The following is a 13,824-nucleotide window of genomic DNA, read 5'->3' as shown; positions in this document are numbered from 1 at the left end:
GCTCAGCGCCCCAAATAGACTTCGACGACGCGCGGATCGGCCGAGACCTGATCGAGCGGTCCCTCCGCTAGGACATGCCCCTCGTGAAGGCAGGTGACCTTGACGTCGAGCATACGCACGAAGTGCATGTCGTGCTCCACGACGACGACCGAGCGCGTCCGCGCGATCTCCTTGAGGAGGCGCGCGGTTTCCTCGGTCTCGGCGTCGGTCATGCCGGCCACCGGTTCGTCGACGAGCAGGAGTTCGGGGTCCTGGGCCAGGAGCATGCCGATCTCGAGCCACTGCTTCTGCCCGTGGCTGAGGTCGGCCGCGAGACGCGCGCGGTGGTCGCCGAGCCGCGTCAGCGCGAACACCTCGTCGATGCGCGCGCGCTCCGCCGGCGCGAACGGGTCGAGAAGCGCGCGGAACACGCCGCGCTCGCCAGACAGGGCAAGCCGCAGGTTGTCCTCCACCGTGTGGCTCTCGAAGACGGTCGGCTTCTGGAACTTGCGGCCGATGCCGAGCCGCGCGATGGACGCCTCGTCGTGGCGTGTGAGGTCGATGTCACCGCGAAAGTACACGGCGCCCGAATCGGGACGCGTCTTGCCCGTCACGATGTCCATCATCGTGGTCTTGCCGGCGCCGTTCGGACCGATGATGGCCCGCATCTCGCCGCGCGCGACGACCAGCGACAGGTCGTTGATTGCCCGGAAGCCGTCGAAGCTCTTGTTGACGGCATCGAGGTAGAGAAGCGTGTCGCCGCCGCGCGGGCCGAGGTTCGCGGCCTCCAGCGCACGCTGCGTGGCGTAGGGGTGGGGCGAGACGAGCGGACGCTCGGCGGGTTCGATCATGTCCATTCCGCCTACTCCGCCGGGTTCGCGAGCGGGACCGCGACGCCGCGCTCGGCTTCGGCCGAGCGGCGCCGCGCCCGCAGCGCGCGCCAGCCGTGGTCGATGGTGCCGACGATTCCGCGCGGCAGGAACAGGGTGACCACGACGAAGAGACCCCCGAGGATGAAGAGCCAGAACTCGGGCGCGGCGGCGGTGAACACGCTTTTCGCGCCGTTGACGAGGATGGCGCCGACCACCGGCCCGAGGATCGTGCCGCGCCCGCCGACCGCCGCCCAGACCACCACCTCGATCGAGTTGAGCGGGGCGAACTCGCCGGGATTGATGATGCCGACCTGCGGTACGTAGAGCGCGCCGGCGACGCCTGCGATCATGGCCGAGAGCGTGAAGGCGAAAAGCTTCACGTATTCCGGCCGCCAGCCGAGAAAGCGCGTACGGCTCTCGGCATCGCGCACAGCCACCATGAGGAGCCCGAGCTTCGAGCGCGTGATCCAACCGACGAGCAGCACAGCAAGCGCTAGGAGGAGCGCGGTGGCGGCGAACAGGCTTGCCCGCGTCGCACCCGCCTGGATGGGGTAGCTGAGAATGTCCTTGAAGTCGGTCAGCCCGTTGTTGCCGCCGAACCCCATGTCGTTGCGGAAGAAGGCGAGCATCAGCGCGTAGGTGAGCGCCTGCGTGATGATCGAGAGGTAGACGCCGGTGACGCGCGAGCGAAAGGCGAGGAAGCCGAACAGGAATGCGAGAAACGCCGGCGCGACGAGCGCCACCAGCATCGCGAACGGAAAGCTGTCGAAGCCCAGCCAGAACCAGGGCAACTCGCGATACTGAAGGAAAACCATGAAGTCCGGGAGGACGGGATGGCCGTAGACGCCCCGGCTGCCGATCTGGCGCATGAGATACATGCCCATCGCATAGCCGCCGATCGCGAAGAAGGCGCCGTGGCCGAGCGAGAGGATGCCGCAGTATCCCCAGACGAGGTCGAGCGCGAGCGCGAGCATCGCGTAGGCGAGATACTTGCCGAGGAGCGGCACGAGGTAGTCGGGCACGTGCAACGCGTGTCCGGCTGGCACGAGGAGGTTGAGGGCGGGAACCAGGATGGCGGCGAGGACGAGCGCTGCCGCCAGCCAGATCGCGCGGTGTCCAAGGCGAGCGGCGATCATGCGTCGACGAAGCGTCCCTTGAGGGCGAAGAGGCCGCGCGGCCGCTTCTGGATGAAGAGGATGATGAGGACGAGGACGGCGACCTTGCCCAGCACGGCGCCGGCATAAGGCTCCAGGAACTTGTTGAGGACGCCGAGCGTGACCGCCCCGACCAGGGTGCCCCAGAGGTTTCCGACCCCGCCGAAGACGACCACCATGAAGCTGTCGATGATGTAGCCCTGGCCAAGGTCCGGCGAGACGTTGTCGATCTGCGAGAGCGCCACGCCCGCCATGCCGGCGATGCCCGAGCCGAGCGCGAAGGTCAGAGCGTCCACCATGGGTGTGCGGATGCCCATGGCGGCGGCCATGCGCCGGTTCTGCGTGACGGCGCGCATCTTCAGGCCGGCCGCCGTGCGGTTCAGCGCGACAAGAAGCGCGGCGAACACCACGGCGGCGAAGACGATGATCCAGAGGCGGTTCCAGGTCACGGCCATCAGCCCGACCTCGAAGGAACCCGACATCCAGGAGGGATTGGCGACCTCGCGGTTGGTCGGCCCGAAGATCGTGCGCACGAGTTGCTGGAGCATCAGCGAGACGCCGAACGTGGCAAGCAGCGTCTCCAGCGGTCGCCCGTAGAGGAAGCGGATCAGGCAACGCTCCATCAGGAAGCCGACGAGCCCGGCGGCGAGAAAGGCGAGCGGCAGGGCAATCGCCAGCGACCAGTCGCCCATGGCCGGCGCGTAGGCCCGCAAGGCCTGCTGCACGACGAAGGTCGTGTAGGCGCCGATCATCACCATCTCGCCATGCGCCATGTTGATGACGCCCATGACGCCGAAGGTGATGGCCAGGCCGATCGCGGCGAGCAGCAGCACCGAGCCGAGCGAAAGACCGTACCAGACGTTCTGAAGCTGCGCCCAAAGAGCGATGTCGGCGCGGATCGCATCGGCCGCGCGCGAGGCCGCCTCGGCCACGGCGGGATCGCGATCGCCCTCCACGGAGCCGAGGACGTTGAGCGCGGGACGGTCGGCGCGGCGCTCGACGGTTCCGACCGCGTCGAGGCGAAGGTTGGGATCGGCCGCGGCATCGCGCAGGGTCGCGACGGCACGCGCTTCCTCGAGCGCGGCGCGCACGCCGGGATCGTCTTCGCGCGCGAGCGCGGCATCGAGCGTTGCGGTGTCGGCGGGCTCGGCCCGCTCGAACAGGCCGCGCGCCGCACGCAGGCGCTGCGCCGGGTCGCTCGACCCCAGCGTCAGCGCGCCGAGCGCCTCGCCGACGAGGGTGCGGATGGAATTCTTGACGCGCACCTTCTCCAAGGCGGCCTTCGGGAACGCGCCTAGCGCCTCGCCGCTGAGCGGGTCGGCGCCCAGGATCTGCGATCCCTGCGCGGCGCCGATCAGGACGCGTCCGTCGGTCTTTCCGTAGTAGAGGTTGCCATCGGCCAGCGCTCGCAGCGCCGGCTCGGCGGCGGGATCGCCCAGCGCGCCCAGCGCCCGCACGGTCGCCTCGGTCTCGTCGAAGGAGCGCTTGCCGCCCAAGGACTGGATCAATGTCGATGCGGTGGGCGCATCCTGCGCGGCCGCCTCGCGCGGCCAGGCCGCCAGCACTAGCGCGACAAGAGCCAGAACGAGCGCGGGGCGAAGGCCGAGCCTTCCGAAAACCGTGGTCATGGGCACCGGATCCAAAGGAAGCTGGGGAGCCAGGAGCGGTGGAGAGGACCGTCCCGGCTCCTTGAAGCCAGGCCGCAGGGAGCACGGCCGGCTTGGGGGAGGTTCAGCGCGAGCGGATCAGTTCGCGGCGGCCTGCTGTCCTGCGCCACCGCACTTGCCGGTGTCGGTGTTGAAGTTTCCGCAGTTCATCGGCTTGCGCCAGTCGGCGATCAGCGGCTTCGACTCGGGCAGGTAGTCCGACCACTCGTCGCCGAGCACGAGGCCCGGGGTCTCGTCGACCACCTCGAACTGGCCGTCGCCCTGGATCTCACCGATCAGCACCGGCTTGGTGATGTGGTGGTTGGCGCCCATCGCCGAGACGCCGCCCGACAGGTTGGGCACGGCCACGCCGACCATGGCATCGACCACCGCATCGGTATCGGTCGTGCCGGCGGCTTCCACGGCCTTCACCCACATGTTGAAGCCGATGTAGTGGGCTTCCATCGGATCGTTGGTGACGCGGTTGTCGTTCTTGGTGAACGCCTTCCAGGTCTTGATGAACTCCTCGTTCTCGGGCGTATCGACGCTCTGGAAGTAGTTCCAGGCGGCGAGGTGTCCGACGAGTGGCCCGGTGTCGATACCGGCCAGTTCCTCCTCGCCGACCGAGAAGGCCATGACGGGGATGTCGGAAGCCGAGACGCCCTGGTTGGCGAGCTCCTTGTAGAAGGGCACGTTGGCGTCGCCGTTCACAGTGGAGACGACGGCCGTCTTCTTGCCGCCCGAGCCGAACTCCTTAATCGCGGCGACCTCGGTCTGCCAGTCGGAGAAGCCGAAGGGCGTGTAGTTGATCTTGATGTCGTCGGCCGCGACGCCCTTGGACTTCAGGTAGGCCTCGAGGATCTTGTTGGTGGTGCGGGGATAGACGTAGTCCGTGCCTTCTAGGACCCAGCGCTCGACGCCTTCGTTCATGAGGTAGTCGACGGCGGGAATGGCCTGCTGGTTGGGTGCGGCGCCCGTATAGAAGACGTTGCGCTCGGACTCCTCGCCCTCGTACTGCACGGGATAGAAGAGGATCGAGTTCAGCTCCTTGAAGACCGGCAGAACGGACTTGCGCGACACCGAGGTCCAGCAGCCGAACACGGCGGCGACCTTGTCCTGCGCGATGAGACCGCGCGCGCGCTCGGCAAACAGAGGCCAATCGGAGGCGGGATCGACGACCACGGCCTCCAGCGGCCGGCCGAGCAGGCCGCCCTTCTTGTTCTGCTCGTCGATGAGCATGAGCATGGCGTCCTTCAGGGTCGTCTCCGAGATCGCCATCGTGCCCGACAGCGAATGAAGGATGCCGACCTTGATGGGCTCGCCGGTGGGCGCGGCCTGCGCAAAAGCGGCCGAGCCGGCGGCGCCGGCGATGCCGACGGCGGCAAGTGCGGAAAGAAGCCGGGAGGCAGCTGTCATGAACGAGGTTCCCCTGAAGGCTCGGCCGTCCCCCTGACGGCGTCACATTCCTGTCATGGCAAGCTTCATGCCAGTTTCGAAAACCCGCCGGTCCGGCTTGCTGTCCCAGTCCAACACTCCGCAGACGCTCAGCGTGCGGGCTTGTTGAACGTTTTTTAAGCATGCTCTGGTCAAGGCAGACATCGCACGCGCAAATTCGTCGCTCCTCACCGGGGTGGCGTTCCCGCCGGCCTGAGGCATGTTGCCGATGGAAGAGTTCGAGTTCGGCATGCCATGCGTCGTCTGACTGTCGCCATCAGCCTCCCACTCCTGCTTCTGGGCGGGTTCCTTCTCTATGCGCTGTCACCACGGGAGATCGATGCGATCGCGCCGCCCGACCGCACCAGCTTCTCGCCGATCGCGGTGGAACGCGGACAGCGCCTGGCGCTCCTGGGCAACTGCAACACCTGCCACACGAGCGAGGGCGGTCGACCCTACGCCGGCGGATACGGGGTCGAGACGCCGTTCGGCACGATCTACGGCACCAACATCACGCCCGACCCGGAGACCGGCATCGGCGCGTGGAGCCTCGAAGCCTTCGACCGATCCATGCGGCAGGGCATCGACCGGGAGGGACGCCATCTCTATCCCGCGTTTCCCTACGACCACTTCACGACGATCTCGGACGGCGACGTCGGCGCGCTCTATGCCTTCCTGATGACCCGCGAGCCAGTGCGCCAGCCGACCCGCGAGAACGATCTGCCGCTTCCCTTGCGCTTCCGCCCGCTGCTCGCGGGCTGGAAGCTCCTGGCCTTTCGCGAAGGACGGTTCGAGCCGGATGCGGACGTCACGCGCGAGGTCGACTACGGACGCTACCTCGTGGAGGGGCTGGGGCACTGCGGCGCCTGCCATACGCCCCGCAACCTGATCCAGGGCGAGCGGCGGGACGCCCCCTTGCGCGGCGGCCTGTCGGCGGGATGGACGGCGCCGGCGATCGCCGGCGAGGCGGCGGCCGTCGTGCCCTGGACGCAGGACACGCTCGAGACCTACCTGCGCGACGGCTTCGATCCCGAGCATGGTGCGGGCTCGGGCCCGATGCAGCCGGTCGGCGTCAATCTCGCCCGCACGCCCCGCGAGGATGCCCGCGCCATGGCGGCCTACCTGATGACCGTGCTCGAGCCGCGTCCCGCGTTGCCTCCGCCGGCTCCGAACCCGGCGGTGGACGCCTCGACCGCCGCGCTGTTTGCCGGCGCCTGCCTGTCCTGCCACGATGGCTCGCTCGGCGGGGGTGCGCGCGGCATGCCGCTCGATACCAGCACCGCCGTCCACGCGAACGATCCGCGCAACCTCGCCAACATCGTCATGATGGGGCGGCAGCCGCTCCCCGGCACGGTTGGCAGTTATATGCCCGGCTTCGCCGACCTTCTGGTCGACCAGCAGATCGAGGATCTGATCGCCTATGTCCGGGCCCGGTACTCGGGTCTTCCACCCTTCGGTGACGTGTCGTCCGCGGTCCGCGACGCCCGCGAAGCCACGCGATAGAACAGCCGGAGCCATTCCATGCTGCGCATCAACGTCAACGGTCGCTGGCACGAGACCGATGCCGATCCGGCCACGCCGCTGCTTTACCTGCTGCGCGGCGAGCTCGGGCTGAACGGGGCGAAATACGGCTGCGGCCTCGGCCAGTGCGGATCCTGCGCGGTTCTCTACGAGAACAAGCGCGCCTTCTCCTGCCTGCTGCCGATCGCGGCGATCGAGGGGCGCGAGATCGTCACGCTGGAGGGTCTTGGAACGGTGGATGCGCCCGGCCGGGTGCAGGCCGCCTTTCTGAACGAGCAGGCCGCCCAGTGCGGCTACTGCATTCCCGGCATGATCGTCGCGGTGGAGGGCCTGCTGCGAGCTGATCCCGATCCCGACGAGGCGGCGATCCGGCGGGCGCTGGAGCCCCATCTCTGCCGCTGCGGCACGCACGAGCGCATCCTGCGGGCCGCCCGCCGCGCTGCGGGCCGGCCGGAGCAGACCCTCGCCCAGCAGGACACGCCGTGATGCGGCGTCGCGATGTGCTGAAGGGCGGCGCCCTCCTCCTCGCCTTTTCGCTCGCCCCGCAGGTCGGCGCGAAGGCGCAAGGGGATCCGGGCGGCGAAGGCGAGGCGGCGGGCGGCGCTCGTCCGGGTAGTCTGTCCCAGACCCCGCGGCTCGACAGCTGGATTCGTGTGGAAGCCGATGGCCGGATCACCGTGTTCACCGGCAAGGCGGAGCTCGGCCAGGGGATCCGCACCGCGCTTTGGCAGGTCGCGGTGGAGGAACTGCACGCCGATCCCGCGCTCGTCACGCTGCAGACCGCCGACACGAGCCTCACGCCCGACGAGGGCTACACGGCCGGGAGCCAATCCATGGCGGAGAGCGGTACCGCGATCCGGCACGCGGGCGCACAGGTCCGCGAACTTCTGGTGGCGGCGGCGTCGCGGCGGCTCGGTCTCGACGCCGGCCTGCTCCGGGCCGAGTACGGTCGCATCCTGGCGCCCGACGGGCGCAGTCTCGGCTTCGGCGACGTTGCGGGCGACGCGAACACGGCGCAGCCGGCCGCGCCCCGGTCCCGGCTGACGGATCCCGCCGCGTTCCGGATCATCGGCCAAAGCGTTCCGCGTCGCGACCTTCCCGCCAAGCTCGCGGGTGCGCCGGCCTATGTGCAGGACCTGCGCCTGCCCGGCATGCTCCACGCGCGTCTCGTGCGCCCGCCCCAGCCCCGGTGTCGCCTCCTCGGCGTCGACGTCGCCGCGACCGAGCGAATGCCCGGGATCGAGGCCGTGGTCCGGGAGGGATCCTTTCTGGCGGTGGTGGCGCGCAGCGAGTACGAGGCGATCCGCGGCCGGGAGCAGCTGGCGCACGATGCCCGCTGGAGCGACGCGCCGTTGCTTCCCGACCCCGGGCGCATCCACGACTGGCTGCGTCAGACCGATGCCGACGTCTCTGTGATCCACGACGAGACGGGTCTGGAAGCGCCCGCCGGCGAGTGGATCGCGGCGACGTTCCGCCGTCCCTACCAGATGCACGGATCGATCGGCCCCTCCTGCGCGGTCGCCCATCTTGAGAACGGCTCGCTCACGGTCTGGAGCCACACGCAGGGCGTCTCGCCCGACCGTGCGGCGATCGCGGAACTCGTCGGCCTCGACCCGTCGCAGGTCCGTGTCATCCATCAGGACGGATCCGGCTGCTATGGGCACAACGGGGCGGACGACGCCGCCGGCGACGCCGCGCTGATCGCGAGCCGCCTTTCGGGTCGCCCGGTCCGCGTCCAGTGGATGCGCGAGGACGAGCACGTGTTCGAGCCCTACGGCTCGGCCATGGTCGGGCAGGTCGGCGCACGCCTGTCGTCGGACGGCCGGATCACGCAATGGCGCTACGATGTCTGGTCGACACCCCACTCGACGCGGCCGGGCACGGCCGGCAATCTTCTGGCGGGCCGCCTTCTGGATCCGCCTCGCGCGCCGGAGCCACCGGCCGATATCCCGCAGCCGACCGGCGGGGGCGACCGTAACGCGATCCCCGGCTATGCGCTGCCAAACCTGCGGGTCGTCAAGCACTTCGTGCCGCAGATGCCGCTGCGTGTCTCAGCGATGCGTGGGCTCGGGGCCTTTCACAACGTCTTCTCGATCGAGAGTTTCATGGACGAGCTGGCGTTGCGCGCGGAGGCCGACCCGGTCGCCTTTCGCTTGGCCCATCTCCAGGACCCCCGCGCGCGCGCCGTCGTGGAACGAGCGGCCGGCGAATTCGGCTGGACGGCTTGGCGCGCGGACGCGCCGATGCGGGGGCGCGGCTTCGCCTATGCCCGCTACAAGCTTCTGGAAGCCTATTGCGCCGTCGCCCTGGAGGTCGAGGTCGAGCGCGACACCGGCGAGATCCGGATCGGACGGGTCGTGGCGGCGGTGGATGCGGGTGAGCCCGTCAATCCGGACGGCATCCGCAACCAGATCGAAGGCGGCATCGTCCAGTCCGCCAGCTGGACGCTCCTCGAATCGGTGCGTTTCAGTGCGGACGGACTCGCCTCGCGCGATTGGGCCACCTATCCCATCCTGCGTTTCGGCCAGGCACCGGCGTCGATCGCGGTTCATGTGGTCGACCGGCCGGGCGATCCGTTTCTGGGCACCGGGGAGGCAGCACAGGGACCGGCGGCCGCGGCCATCGCCAACGCCGTGGCCGACGCAAGCGGCGCCCGCATTCGGGACCTGCCGCTGCGGGCCGACCGGATCACCGCCGCGCTGGCGGGGTGACCCGGCGGGCGGCGTCAGCGCGCGGCGGAGCGGATCGCCTCGATCACCTTGCCGAGGGCGTCCTCGCCCTTGTCGGTCAGCGTGCCGCGCTCGCCGTCGGGTGACAGGAGGCCCGCCTCCTCCATCTCGCTCACACCCTGGCTATCGGCCTTGTGACCCTTGCCGTCATCGAGAACGACGCGCGTCACGGTCTCGCCGCTGACAAGCGAGTGGTAGGCGGCAAAGGTGAGGATCGACAGGGCCTTATCGCTGAGCGCGGTCTGGGACATGGACGGGGGGACCTTCTCGGACGTCATCGGTTGGGTCCCGGAAACGCACGACGCGCCGATGCGATCCCGTGACCGCAAAGTGACGGCGATCGCCCTCTTCTCCTCCTCGACAGCGCCCCAATGTCCCGCTAACTCACCCGCCGCGAAGATCCGAAAGTGCCGAGACGATGACTGCCCCTGTGGATCCCGAGATCAGCGCCCTGATCGGCGAAGTGATCGCGGCCGATCTCCTGAAGCCCAACTCTCCCGAACTCGCCGTCGCCCGCCTCGTCGCCACCAAGGGCCAAGGCGCTCTCGACGCGCAGGAACGCGATATCTTCGAGCGGCTCGTGTTGCCGATCCTCGCCAAGCCGCTGCGCGACCAGGTCGCCATCGCCTCGATCCTTCGGCGCGGCGGCTACGTTCCGCGCAAGATCCAGTACTGATCCGCTCTCACGCGCCCGTGAACGGGAACGCGGAAGCCCTCACGATGATTTCGAAGAGGCGCCGCTGGAACGGGGCGACCCTCGGTCGCACATCTCCGGACGGCGCGCCGGAAACGAGGCTTTGAGCTTCCGGCCGGCGCAGCGTAACGCGAGGTCCTGGAAGGAACCGTCATGGACTCCAACGAGCAGCAGATGATCCGCGGCCTGTTCGGTCGCCTGGGTGAAGCCGAGCGCGCAGCGCCGCCGCGCGATCCCGAGGCGGAGCAACTCATCCGCCGGGCCGTGGAGTCCCAGCCGGCCGCACCCTACTACATGGCCCAGACCATGATCGTGCAGGAGGAAGCGCTGAAGGCGGCCAATGCCCGCATCGAAGAGCTGGAAGCGCAGGTCCGCGAGCGTCCCTCCGGCTCGTCGGGCGGCTTCCTGGGCGGCCTGTTCGGCGGCGGCTCCTCGTCGCGCGAGCCTGCGCGGCCGCAGAGCGGCGGTTACGGTCAGCCGGCTGGCTACGCGCAGGGAGGCGGCTACCCGCAGGGTCAGCGCGGCGGTCCCTGGGGCGGCGCGCAGCAGGCGGCGCCCTATGGGGCGGCCCCCGGTGGATACGGAGCGCCCATGGGCGGCGGAATGATGGGCGGGCGCGGCGGCGGCTTCCTTGCCGGTGCCGCCCAGACGGCGGTCGGCGTGGCCGGCGGCGTGATGCTCGGGTCCATGCTGGGCAACCTGTTCGCGGGAGACCACCCGTTCGGGGGCGAACAGGTGACCGAGAACGTCACCAACGAGACCGTCAACGAGACCGTGAACAACGACGGCGCGGAGCCGGCGGTGGACTCGGGCGGCGACTACGACCGCGCGGCCTACGAGGACGGCGGCGTCCAGGACGCGTCCTACGACGACTACGACGCCGGCGGCGACTTCGAGGAGATCTGAGCGTTAACCGCGCCGGGATGGCGACAGGACGTTGATCGCCTCGCCGATCTGGTCGAGGCGGTCGATCACGTGGCCTGCCCCCATCGCCTCGACCGACACGCGGGAATATCCGCCGCGCACGGCCACGACCGGCATAGCGGCGGCCAGCGCGGCGTCCACGTCGTTCTCGGAATCGCCGACGAACAGCGCCTCTCCCGCCTCGATCCCGAGACGGGTGCAGGCCAGCAGCAACAGGTCCGGCGCCGGCTTCTTGCGGGGTCCCGCGTCGCCGCCGACCACGACCGCCATCAACTCGTCCAGCCCGAAATGGGCGAGAACGGCATGCGTCTCGGCCTCCGGCTTGTTGGTGACGACGCCGAGGCGAAGACCTTTCGCATGGAGCGCGCGCACCGTCAGGCTCGCGCCGGCGTTCAACGTCGTGAGTTCGGTCGAGCAAGCCGCGTAGATCGCGAGATAGCGCTGCGCGATCTTGGCGGCTGTTGCCGGATCGATCTCCTTGTCGAGCGCCTCGAACGCCCGCTGGATCAGGACCTCGACGCCCCCGCCCACCATGCGCGCCACGGCTTCCTGCGTGAAAGGCGGTTCGCCGAGGCTGGCGAGCGTCTCGTTCATCGCCGCATGAATGTCGGGCAACGAGTCGATCAGCGTACCGTCGAGATCGAAGAGCACGGCCTTGGGCCAGGCAGTCGCGTCTTGGTCGGCCATGGACGTTTCCTTCTCAGCTGGCGAGAGGGTCGAGAACGGCGAGCGTGATCCAGCGGGCCGTCAGCGCCGGCTTGGGCGCACCCTCGATCTCCACCGCCGCGTCCCAGCTCGATTGGAGACTGACCGCGCGCTCCGTGATGGCACGCAGCGTGAAGCGGCCGCGCACACGCGCGCCGGTTTTCACGGGGGTGAGGAAGCGGACCTCGTCGAAGCCGTAGTTGATGCCCATGCGGGTGCGCTCGACGCCCGGCAGCGCCTCGAAGGCGAGCGTCGACAGGAGCGAAAGCGTCAAGAAACCGTGCGCGATCGTTCCGCCGAAGGGCGTTTCGGCGCGGGCACGCTTGGGATCGACGTGGATGAACTGGTGGTCGCGCGTGGCGTCCGCGAACGTATCGATCATCGGCTGATCCACGGTCAGCCAGTCCGACACGAACGGGTCTGCGTCGACATAGGTCCGGTAGGTCTCGATCGCGACGAGGCGCTGGCGCAGGGCCGCCTCGGCAGCGGTGGAATCGGTCATCGGGCGGTCCGGTCGCATCGATCGACGGAAAACGCCGTCGCGTGGCTTCGCTCATACGATGCGGATACGGGGGCGCCAAGCGATCGGCCGGATTAAGGCGCAGCTAACGATGCCGTGCGAATCGCCCCGCGGTTCCGGCGGGTCCCAACGATTGCGCAAGATGATCGGCGCAAGTGTGTCTCTGCGGGTCGAACGACCAGCCGGCTTCCACCTCCCGAGTTGCGGCCGTGTTCTCGTTGGGGATTCGTCATGCTGTCGAAGTTTCGCTTGTCGCTGCGTTTGAAGATCACGCTTCTGGCGCTGTTCAGTCTGGTCGCCTTGTCGGCGGTCAACCTGTGGCAGGTCCGTCAAACGATGCGGGCCGATGCCATCCAGAAAGGCATGGCGCAGCAGGACGCCAACATGCGCACAGCCTGGGAGGTAATGGGCAAGTACGGCAACCAGTTCCGTCTGGTGGACGGCACGCTGAGCCTGGGCGTGCGCAAGCTCAACGACTTCGTCGAGCCGGTGGACCGCATCAAGGAACTCGTGGGCGGGGTGGCGACGATCTTCGCCGGCGACACGCGGGTGACCACCAACGTCCTCAAGCCGGACGGCTCGCGGGCGGTCGGCACTAAGCTGACCTCTCCCGCCGTTCTGGAAACGGTTCTGAGCAAGGGCCAACCCTATCGCGGCGCGGCGGACATTCTGGGCGAGCGTCATCTCGTCGCCTATGATCCGATCAAGGACGCGGCGAACCGGACGGTCGGCGTCCTGTTCGTCGGCATGCCGGAAAGCACCTACATCAACGCCGTGGACGCGCTGGTCGTCCAGATGGCGATCACCAACCTCGTCGTGCTGGCGATTGTCGCGACCTTCGCGCTTCTGGCCTCCGGCTGGATGCTGCGCCCGCTGTCCTCGCTGCGCGAGACGGTCGGCCGCATCGCGGGCGGTGATCTCAGCGATACGGGTCCCGTCCGTGGACGCGACGAGATCGCCGATCTTCAGCGCGCCGTGAACGCGATGACCAGCGAATTCCGTCGGATCGTGGACGGCGTCCGCCATTCCTCCGCCCGCGTCGCCACCGGATCGTCGCGCTCGGCCGAAACCGCCGTGCGGCTTTCGGCCGGCGCCACGCAGCAGGCGGCCGCCTCCGAGGAGGCTTCGGCCGCGATGGAAGAGATGACGGCGAACGTTCGCCAGAACGCGGACAACGCGCAGCAGACCGAGGCGGTGGCGGCCAAGGCGCGGGTGAGCGCGGAGGCGACCGGCACGGCGGTGCAGTCCTCGGTGGAGGCCATGCGCACGATCGCCCAGAAGATCTCGGTGATCCAGGAGATCGCCCGCCAGACCGACCTTCTGGCCTTGAACGCGGCGATCGAGGCGGCGCGCGCGGGCTCGCACGGCAAGGGCTTTGCGGTGGTGGCGAGCGAGGTGCGAAAGCTGGCCGAGCGCAGCCAGGGGGCGGCGGCCGAGATCGGGCTCCTGTCGGCCGAGACGCTGCGCGCGTCCGAGCTGGCGGGCGAGCGCCTCGAGCAGCTTGTGCCCGATATCCGGCGCACGGCGGAGCTGGTGTCGGAGATCACGGCGGCGTGCCGCGAGCAGTCGGTGGGCATCGAGCAGATCAACCAGGCCATCGTCCAGCTCGACCAGGTCACGCAGGCCAACGCCGGCGCCGCCAGCGA

14 protein-coding genes are annotated in these 13,824 nt (G+C 69.0%); 6 read left to right on the top strand and 8 right to left on the bottom strand.

Annotated elements, in window-relative coordinates; translation table 11 throughout:
* Positions 1–2: 2 nt before the first annotated feature.
* The 5 genes from urtD to BLQ76_RS21580 all read right to left on the bottom strand — a co-directional run bounded on the left by urtD (position 3) and on the right by BLQ76_RS21580 (position 5,337).
* Positions 3–836, bottom strand: a complete 834-nt coding sequence (urtD, locus tag BLQ76_RS00065) for an urea ABC transporter ATP-binding protein UrtD (RefSeq protein WP_244519419.1) — start codon at positions 834–836, stop codon at positions 3–5.
* Between the two features lie 5 nt (positions 837–841).
* Positions 842–1,987, bottom strand: a complete 1,146-nt coding sequence (gene urtC / locus BLQ76_RS00060) for an urea ABC transporter permease subunit UrtC (protein ID WP_090667115.1) — start codon at positions 1,985–1,987, stop codon at positions 842–844.
* Positions 1,984–3,633, bottom strand: coding sequence for an urea ABC transporter permease subunit UrtB (gene urtB, locus BLQ76_RS00055; protein ID WP_090667111.1), 1,650 nt, complete (start codon positions 3,631–3,633; stop codon positions 1,984–1,986). Before urtB ends, urtC begins: the two co-directional genes overlap by 4 nt.
* A 117-nt stretch (positions 3,634–3,750) precedes the next feature.
* The gene (gene urtA / locus BLQ76_RS00050; RefSeq protein ID WP_090667108.1) at positions 3,751–5,067 is read right to left on the bottom strand and encodes an urea ABC transporter substrate-binding protein; all 1,317 of its coding nucleotides are present in this window, start codon (positions 5,065–5,067) and stop codon (positions 3,751–3,753) included.
* 42 nt (positions 5,068–5,109) lie between these two features.
* Positions 5,110–5,337, bottom strand: coding sequence for a hypothetical protein (locus tag BLQ76_RS21580; protein WP_139183888.1), 228 nt, complete (start codon positions 5,335–5,337; stop codon positions 5,110–5,112).
* 3 nt (positions 5,338–5,340) lie between these two features.
* Between BLQ76_RS21580 and BLQ76_RS00045 the strand changes: the two genes are divergently transcribed.
* From BLQ76_RS00045 to BLQ76_RS00035, 3 genes are read left to right on the top strand one after another with little or no spacing between them, the layout of a single operon-like run.
* Positions 5,341–6,588, top strand: coding sequence for a cytochrome c (locus tag BLQ76_RS00045; RefSeq protein ID WP_090667105.1), 1,248 nt, complete (start codon positions 5,341–5,343; stop codon positions 6,586–6,588).
* A gap of 18 nt (positions 6,589–6,606) precedes the next feature.
* On the top strand, positions 6,607–7,092 hold the full coding sequence (locus tag BLQ76_RS00040; protein WP_090667102.1) for a (2Fe-2S)-binding protein: 486 nt from the start codon (positions 6,607–6,609) through the stop codon (positions 7,090–7,092).
* Entirely contained in the window at positions 7,092–9,317 is a 2,226-nt protein-coding gene (locus tag BLQ76_RS00035) for a xanthine dehydrogenase family protein molybdopterin-binding subunit (protein WP_090667099.1), read from the top strand. The genes BLQ76_RS00040 and BLQ76_RS00035 overlap by 1 nt, the downstream gene beginning before the upstream one ends.
* A gap of 14 nt (positions 9,318–9,331) precedes the next feature.
* Here the strand turns inward: BLQ76_RS00035 and BLQ76_RS00030 are convergent, their stop codons facing one another.
* A complete protein-coding gene (locus BLQ76_RS00030) occupies positions 9,332–9,586 on the bottom strand; it encodes a hypothetical protein (protein WP_139183887.1) in 255 nt (84 codons plus the stop codon).
* Between the two features lie 167 nt (positions 9,587–9,753).
* On the opposite strand from BLQ76_RS00030, the gene BLQ76_RS00025 reads away from it, so the two are divergent.
* Entirely contained in the window at positions 9,754–10,011 is a 258-nt protein-coding gene (locus tag BLQ76_RS00025) for a hypothetical protein (protein ID WP_139183886.1), read from the top strand.
* A gap of 171 nt (positions 10,012–10,182) precedes the next feature.
* Positions 10,183–10,935, top strand: coding sequence for a DUF2076 domain-containing protein (locus BLQ76_RS00020; RefSeq protein ID WP_090667091.1), 753 nt, complete (start codon positions 10,183–10,185; stop codon positions 10,933–10,935).
* A 3-nt stretch (positions 10,936–10,938) separates the two neighbouring features.
* On the opposite strand, the gene gph is transcribed toward BLQ76_RS00020, so the two are convergent.
* Together gph and BLQ76_RS00010 are read right to left on the bottom strand one after the other, a co-directional pair.
* The gene (gene gph / locus BLQ76_RS00015; RefSeq protein WP_090667088.1) at positions 10,939–11,640 is read right to left on the bottom strand and encodes a phosphoglycolate phosphatase; all 702 of its coding nucleotides are present in this window, start codon (positions 11,638–11,640) and stop codon (positions 10,939–10,941) included.
* Positions 11,641–11,653: 13 nt separating this feature from the next.
* The gene (locus tag BLQ76_RS00010; RefSeq protein WP_090667086.1) at positions 11,654–12,160 is read right to left on the bottom strand and encodes a MaoC family dehydratase; all 507 of its coding nucleotides are present in this window, start codon (positions 12,158–12,160) and stop codon (positions 11,654–11,656) included.
* A 249-nt stretch (positions 12,161–12,409) separates the two neighbouring features.
* Between BLQ76_RS00010 and BLQ76_RS00005 the strand changes: the two genes are divergently transcribed.
* Positions 12,410–13,824, top strand: a 1,415-nt coding sequence (locus BLQ76_RS00005) for a methyl-accepting chemotaxis protein (RefSeq protein WP_244519418.1), incomplete at its 3' end; no start/stop codon positions are given.

Source organism: Aureimonas jatrophae (assembly GCF_900104035.1).
Classification (GTDB): domain Bacteria; phylum Pseudomonadota; class Alphaproteobacteria; order Rhizobiales; family Rhizobiaceae; genus Aureimonas; species Aureimonas jatrophae.
The sequence above is the reverse complement of the archived record's forward strand: the minus strand, read 5'-3'. Positions and strand labels throughout refer to the sequence as shown.

Coding starts and splice junctions, on each gene's coding strand:
- urtD (WP_244519419.1), bottom strand. CDS start 836: ATGGACATGATCGAACCCGCCGAGCGTCCGCTCGTCTCGCCCCACCCC.
- urtC (WP_090667115.1), bottom strand. CDS start 1,987: ATGATCGCCGCTCGCCTTGGACACCGCGCGATCTGGCTGGCGGCAGCG.
- urtB (WP_090667111.1), bottom strand. CDS start 3,633: ATGACCACGGTTTTCGGAAGGCTCGGCCTTCGCCCCGCGCTCGTTCTG.
- urtA (WP_090667108.1), bottom strand. CDS start 5,067: ATGACAGCTGCCTCCCGGCTTCTTTCCGCACTTGCCGCCGTCGGCATC.
- BLQ76_RS21580 (WP_139183888.1), bottom strand. CDS start 5,337: ATGCCGAACTCGAACTCTTCCATCGGCAACATGCCTCAGGCCGGCGGG.
- BLQ76_RS00045 (WP_090667105.1), top strand. CDS start 5,341: ATGCGTCGTCTGACTGTCGCCATCAGCCTCCCACTCCTGCTTCTGGGC.
- BLQ76_RS00040 (WP_090667102.1), top strand. CDS start 6,607: ATGCTGCGCATCAACGTCAACGGTCGCTGGCACGAGACCGATGCCGAT.
- BLQ76_RS00035 (WP_090667099.1), top strand. CDS start 7,092: ATGCGGCGTCGCGATGTGCTGAAGGGCGGCGCCCTCCTCCTCGCCTTT.
- BLQ76_RS00030 (WP_139183887.1), bottom strand. CDS start 9,586: ATGTCCCAGACCGCGCTCAGCGATAAGGCCCTGTCGATCCTCACCTTT.
- BLQ76_RS00025 (WP_139183886.1), top strand. CDS start 9,754: ATGACTGCCCCTGTGGATCCCGAGATCAGCGCCCTGATCGGCGAAGTG.
- BLQ76_RS00020 (WP_090667091.1), top strand. CDS start 10,183: ATGGACTCCAACGAGCAGCAGATGATCCGCGGCCTGTTCGGTCGCCTG.
- gph (WP_090667088.1), bottom strand. CDS start 11,640: ATGGCCGACCAAGACGCGACTGCCTGGCCCAAGGCCGTGCTCTTCGAT.
- BLQ76_RS00010 (WP_090667086.1), bottom strand. CDS start 12,160: ATGACCGATTCCACCGCTGCCGAGGCGGCCCTGCGCCAGCGCCTCGTC.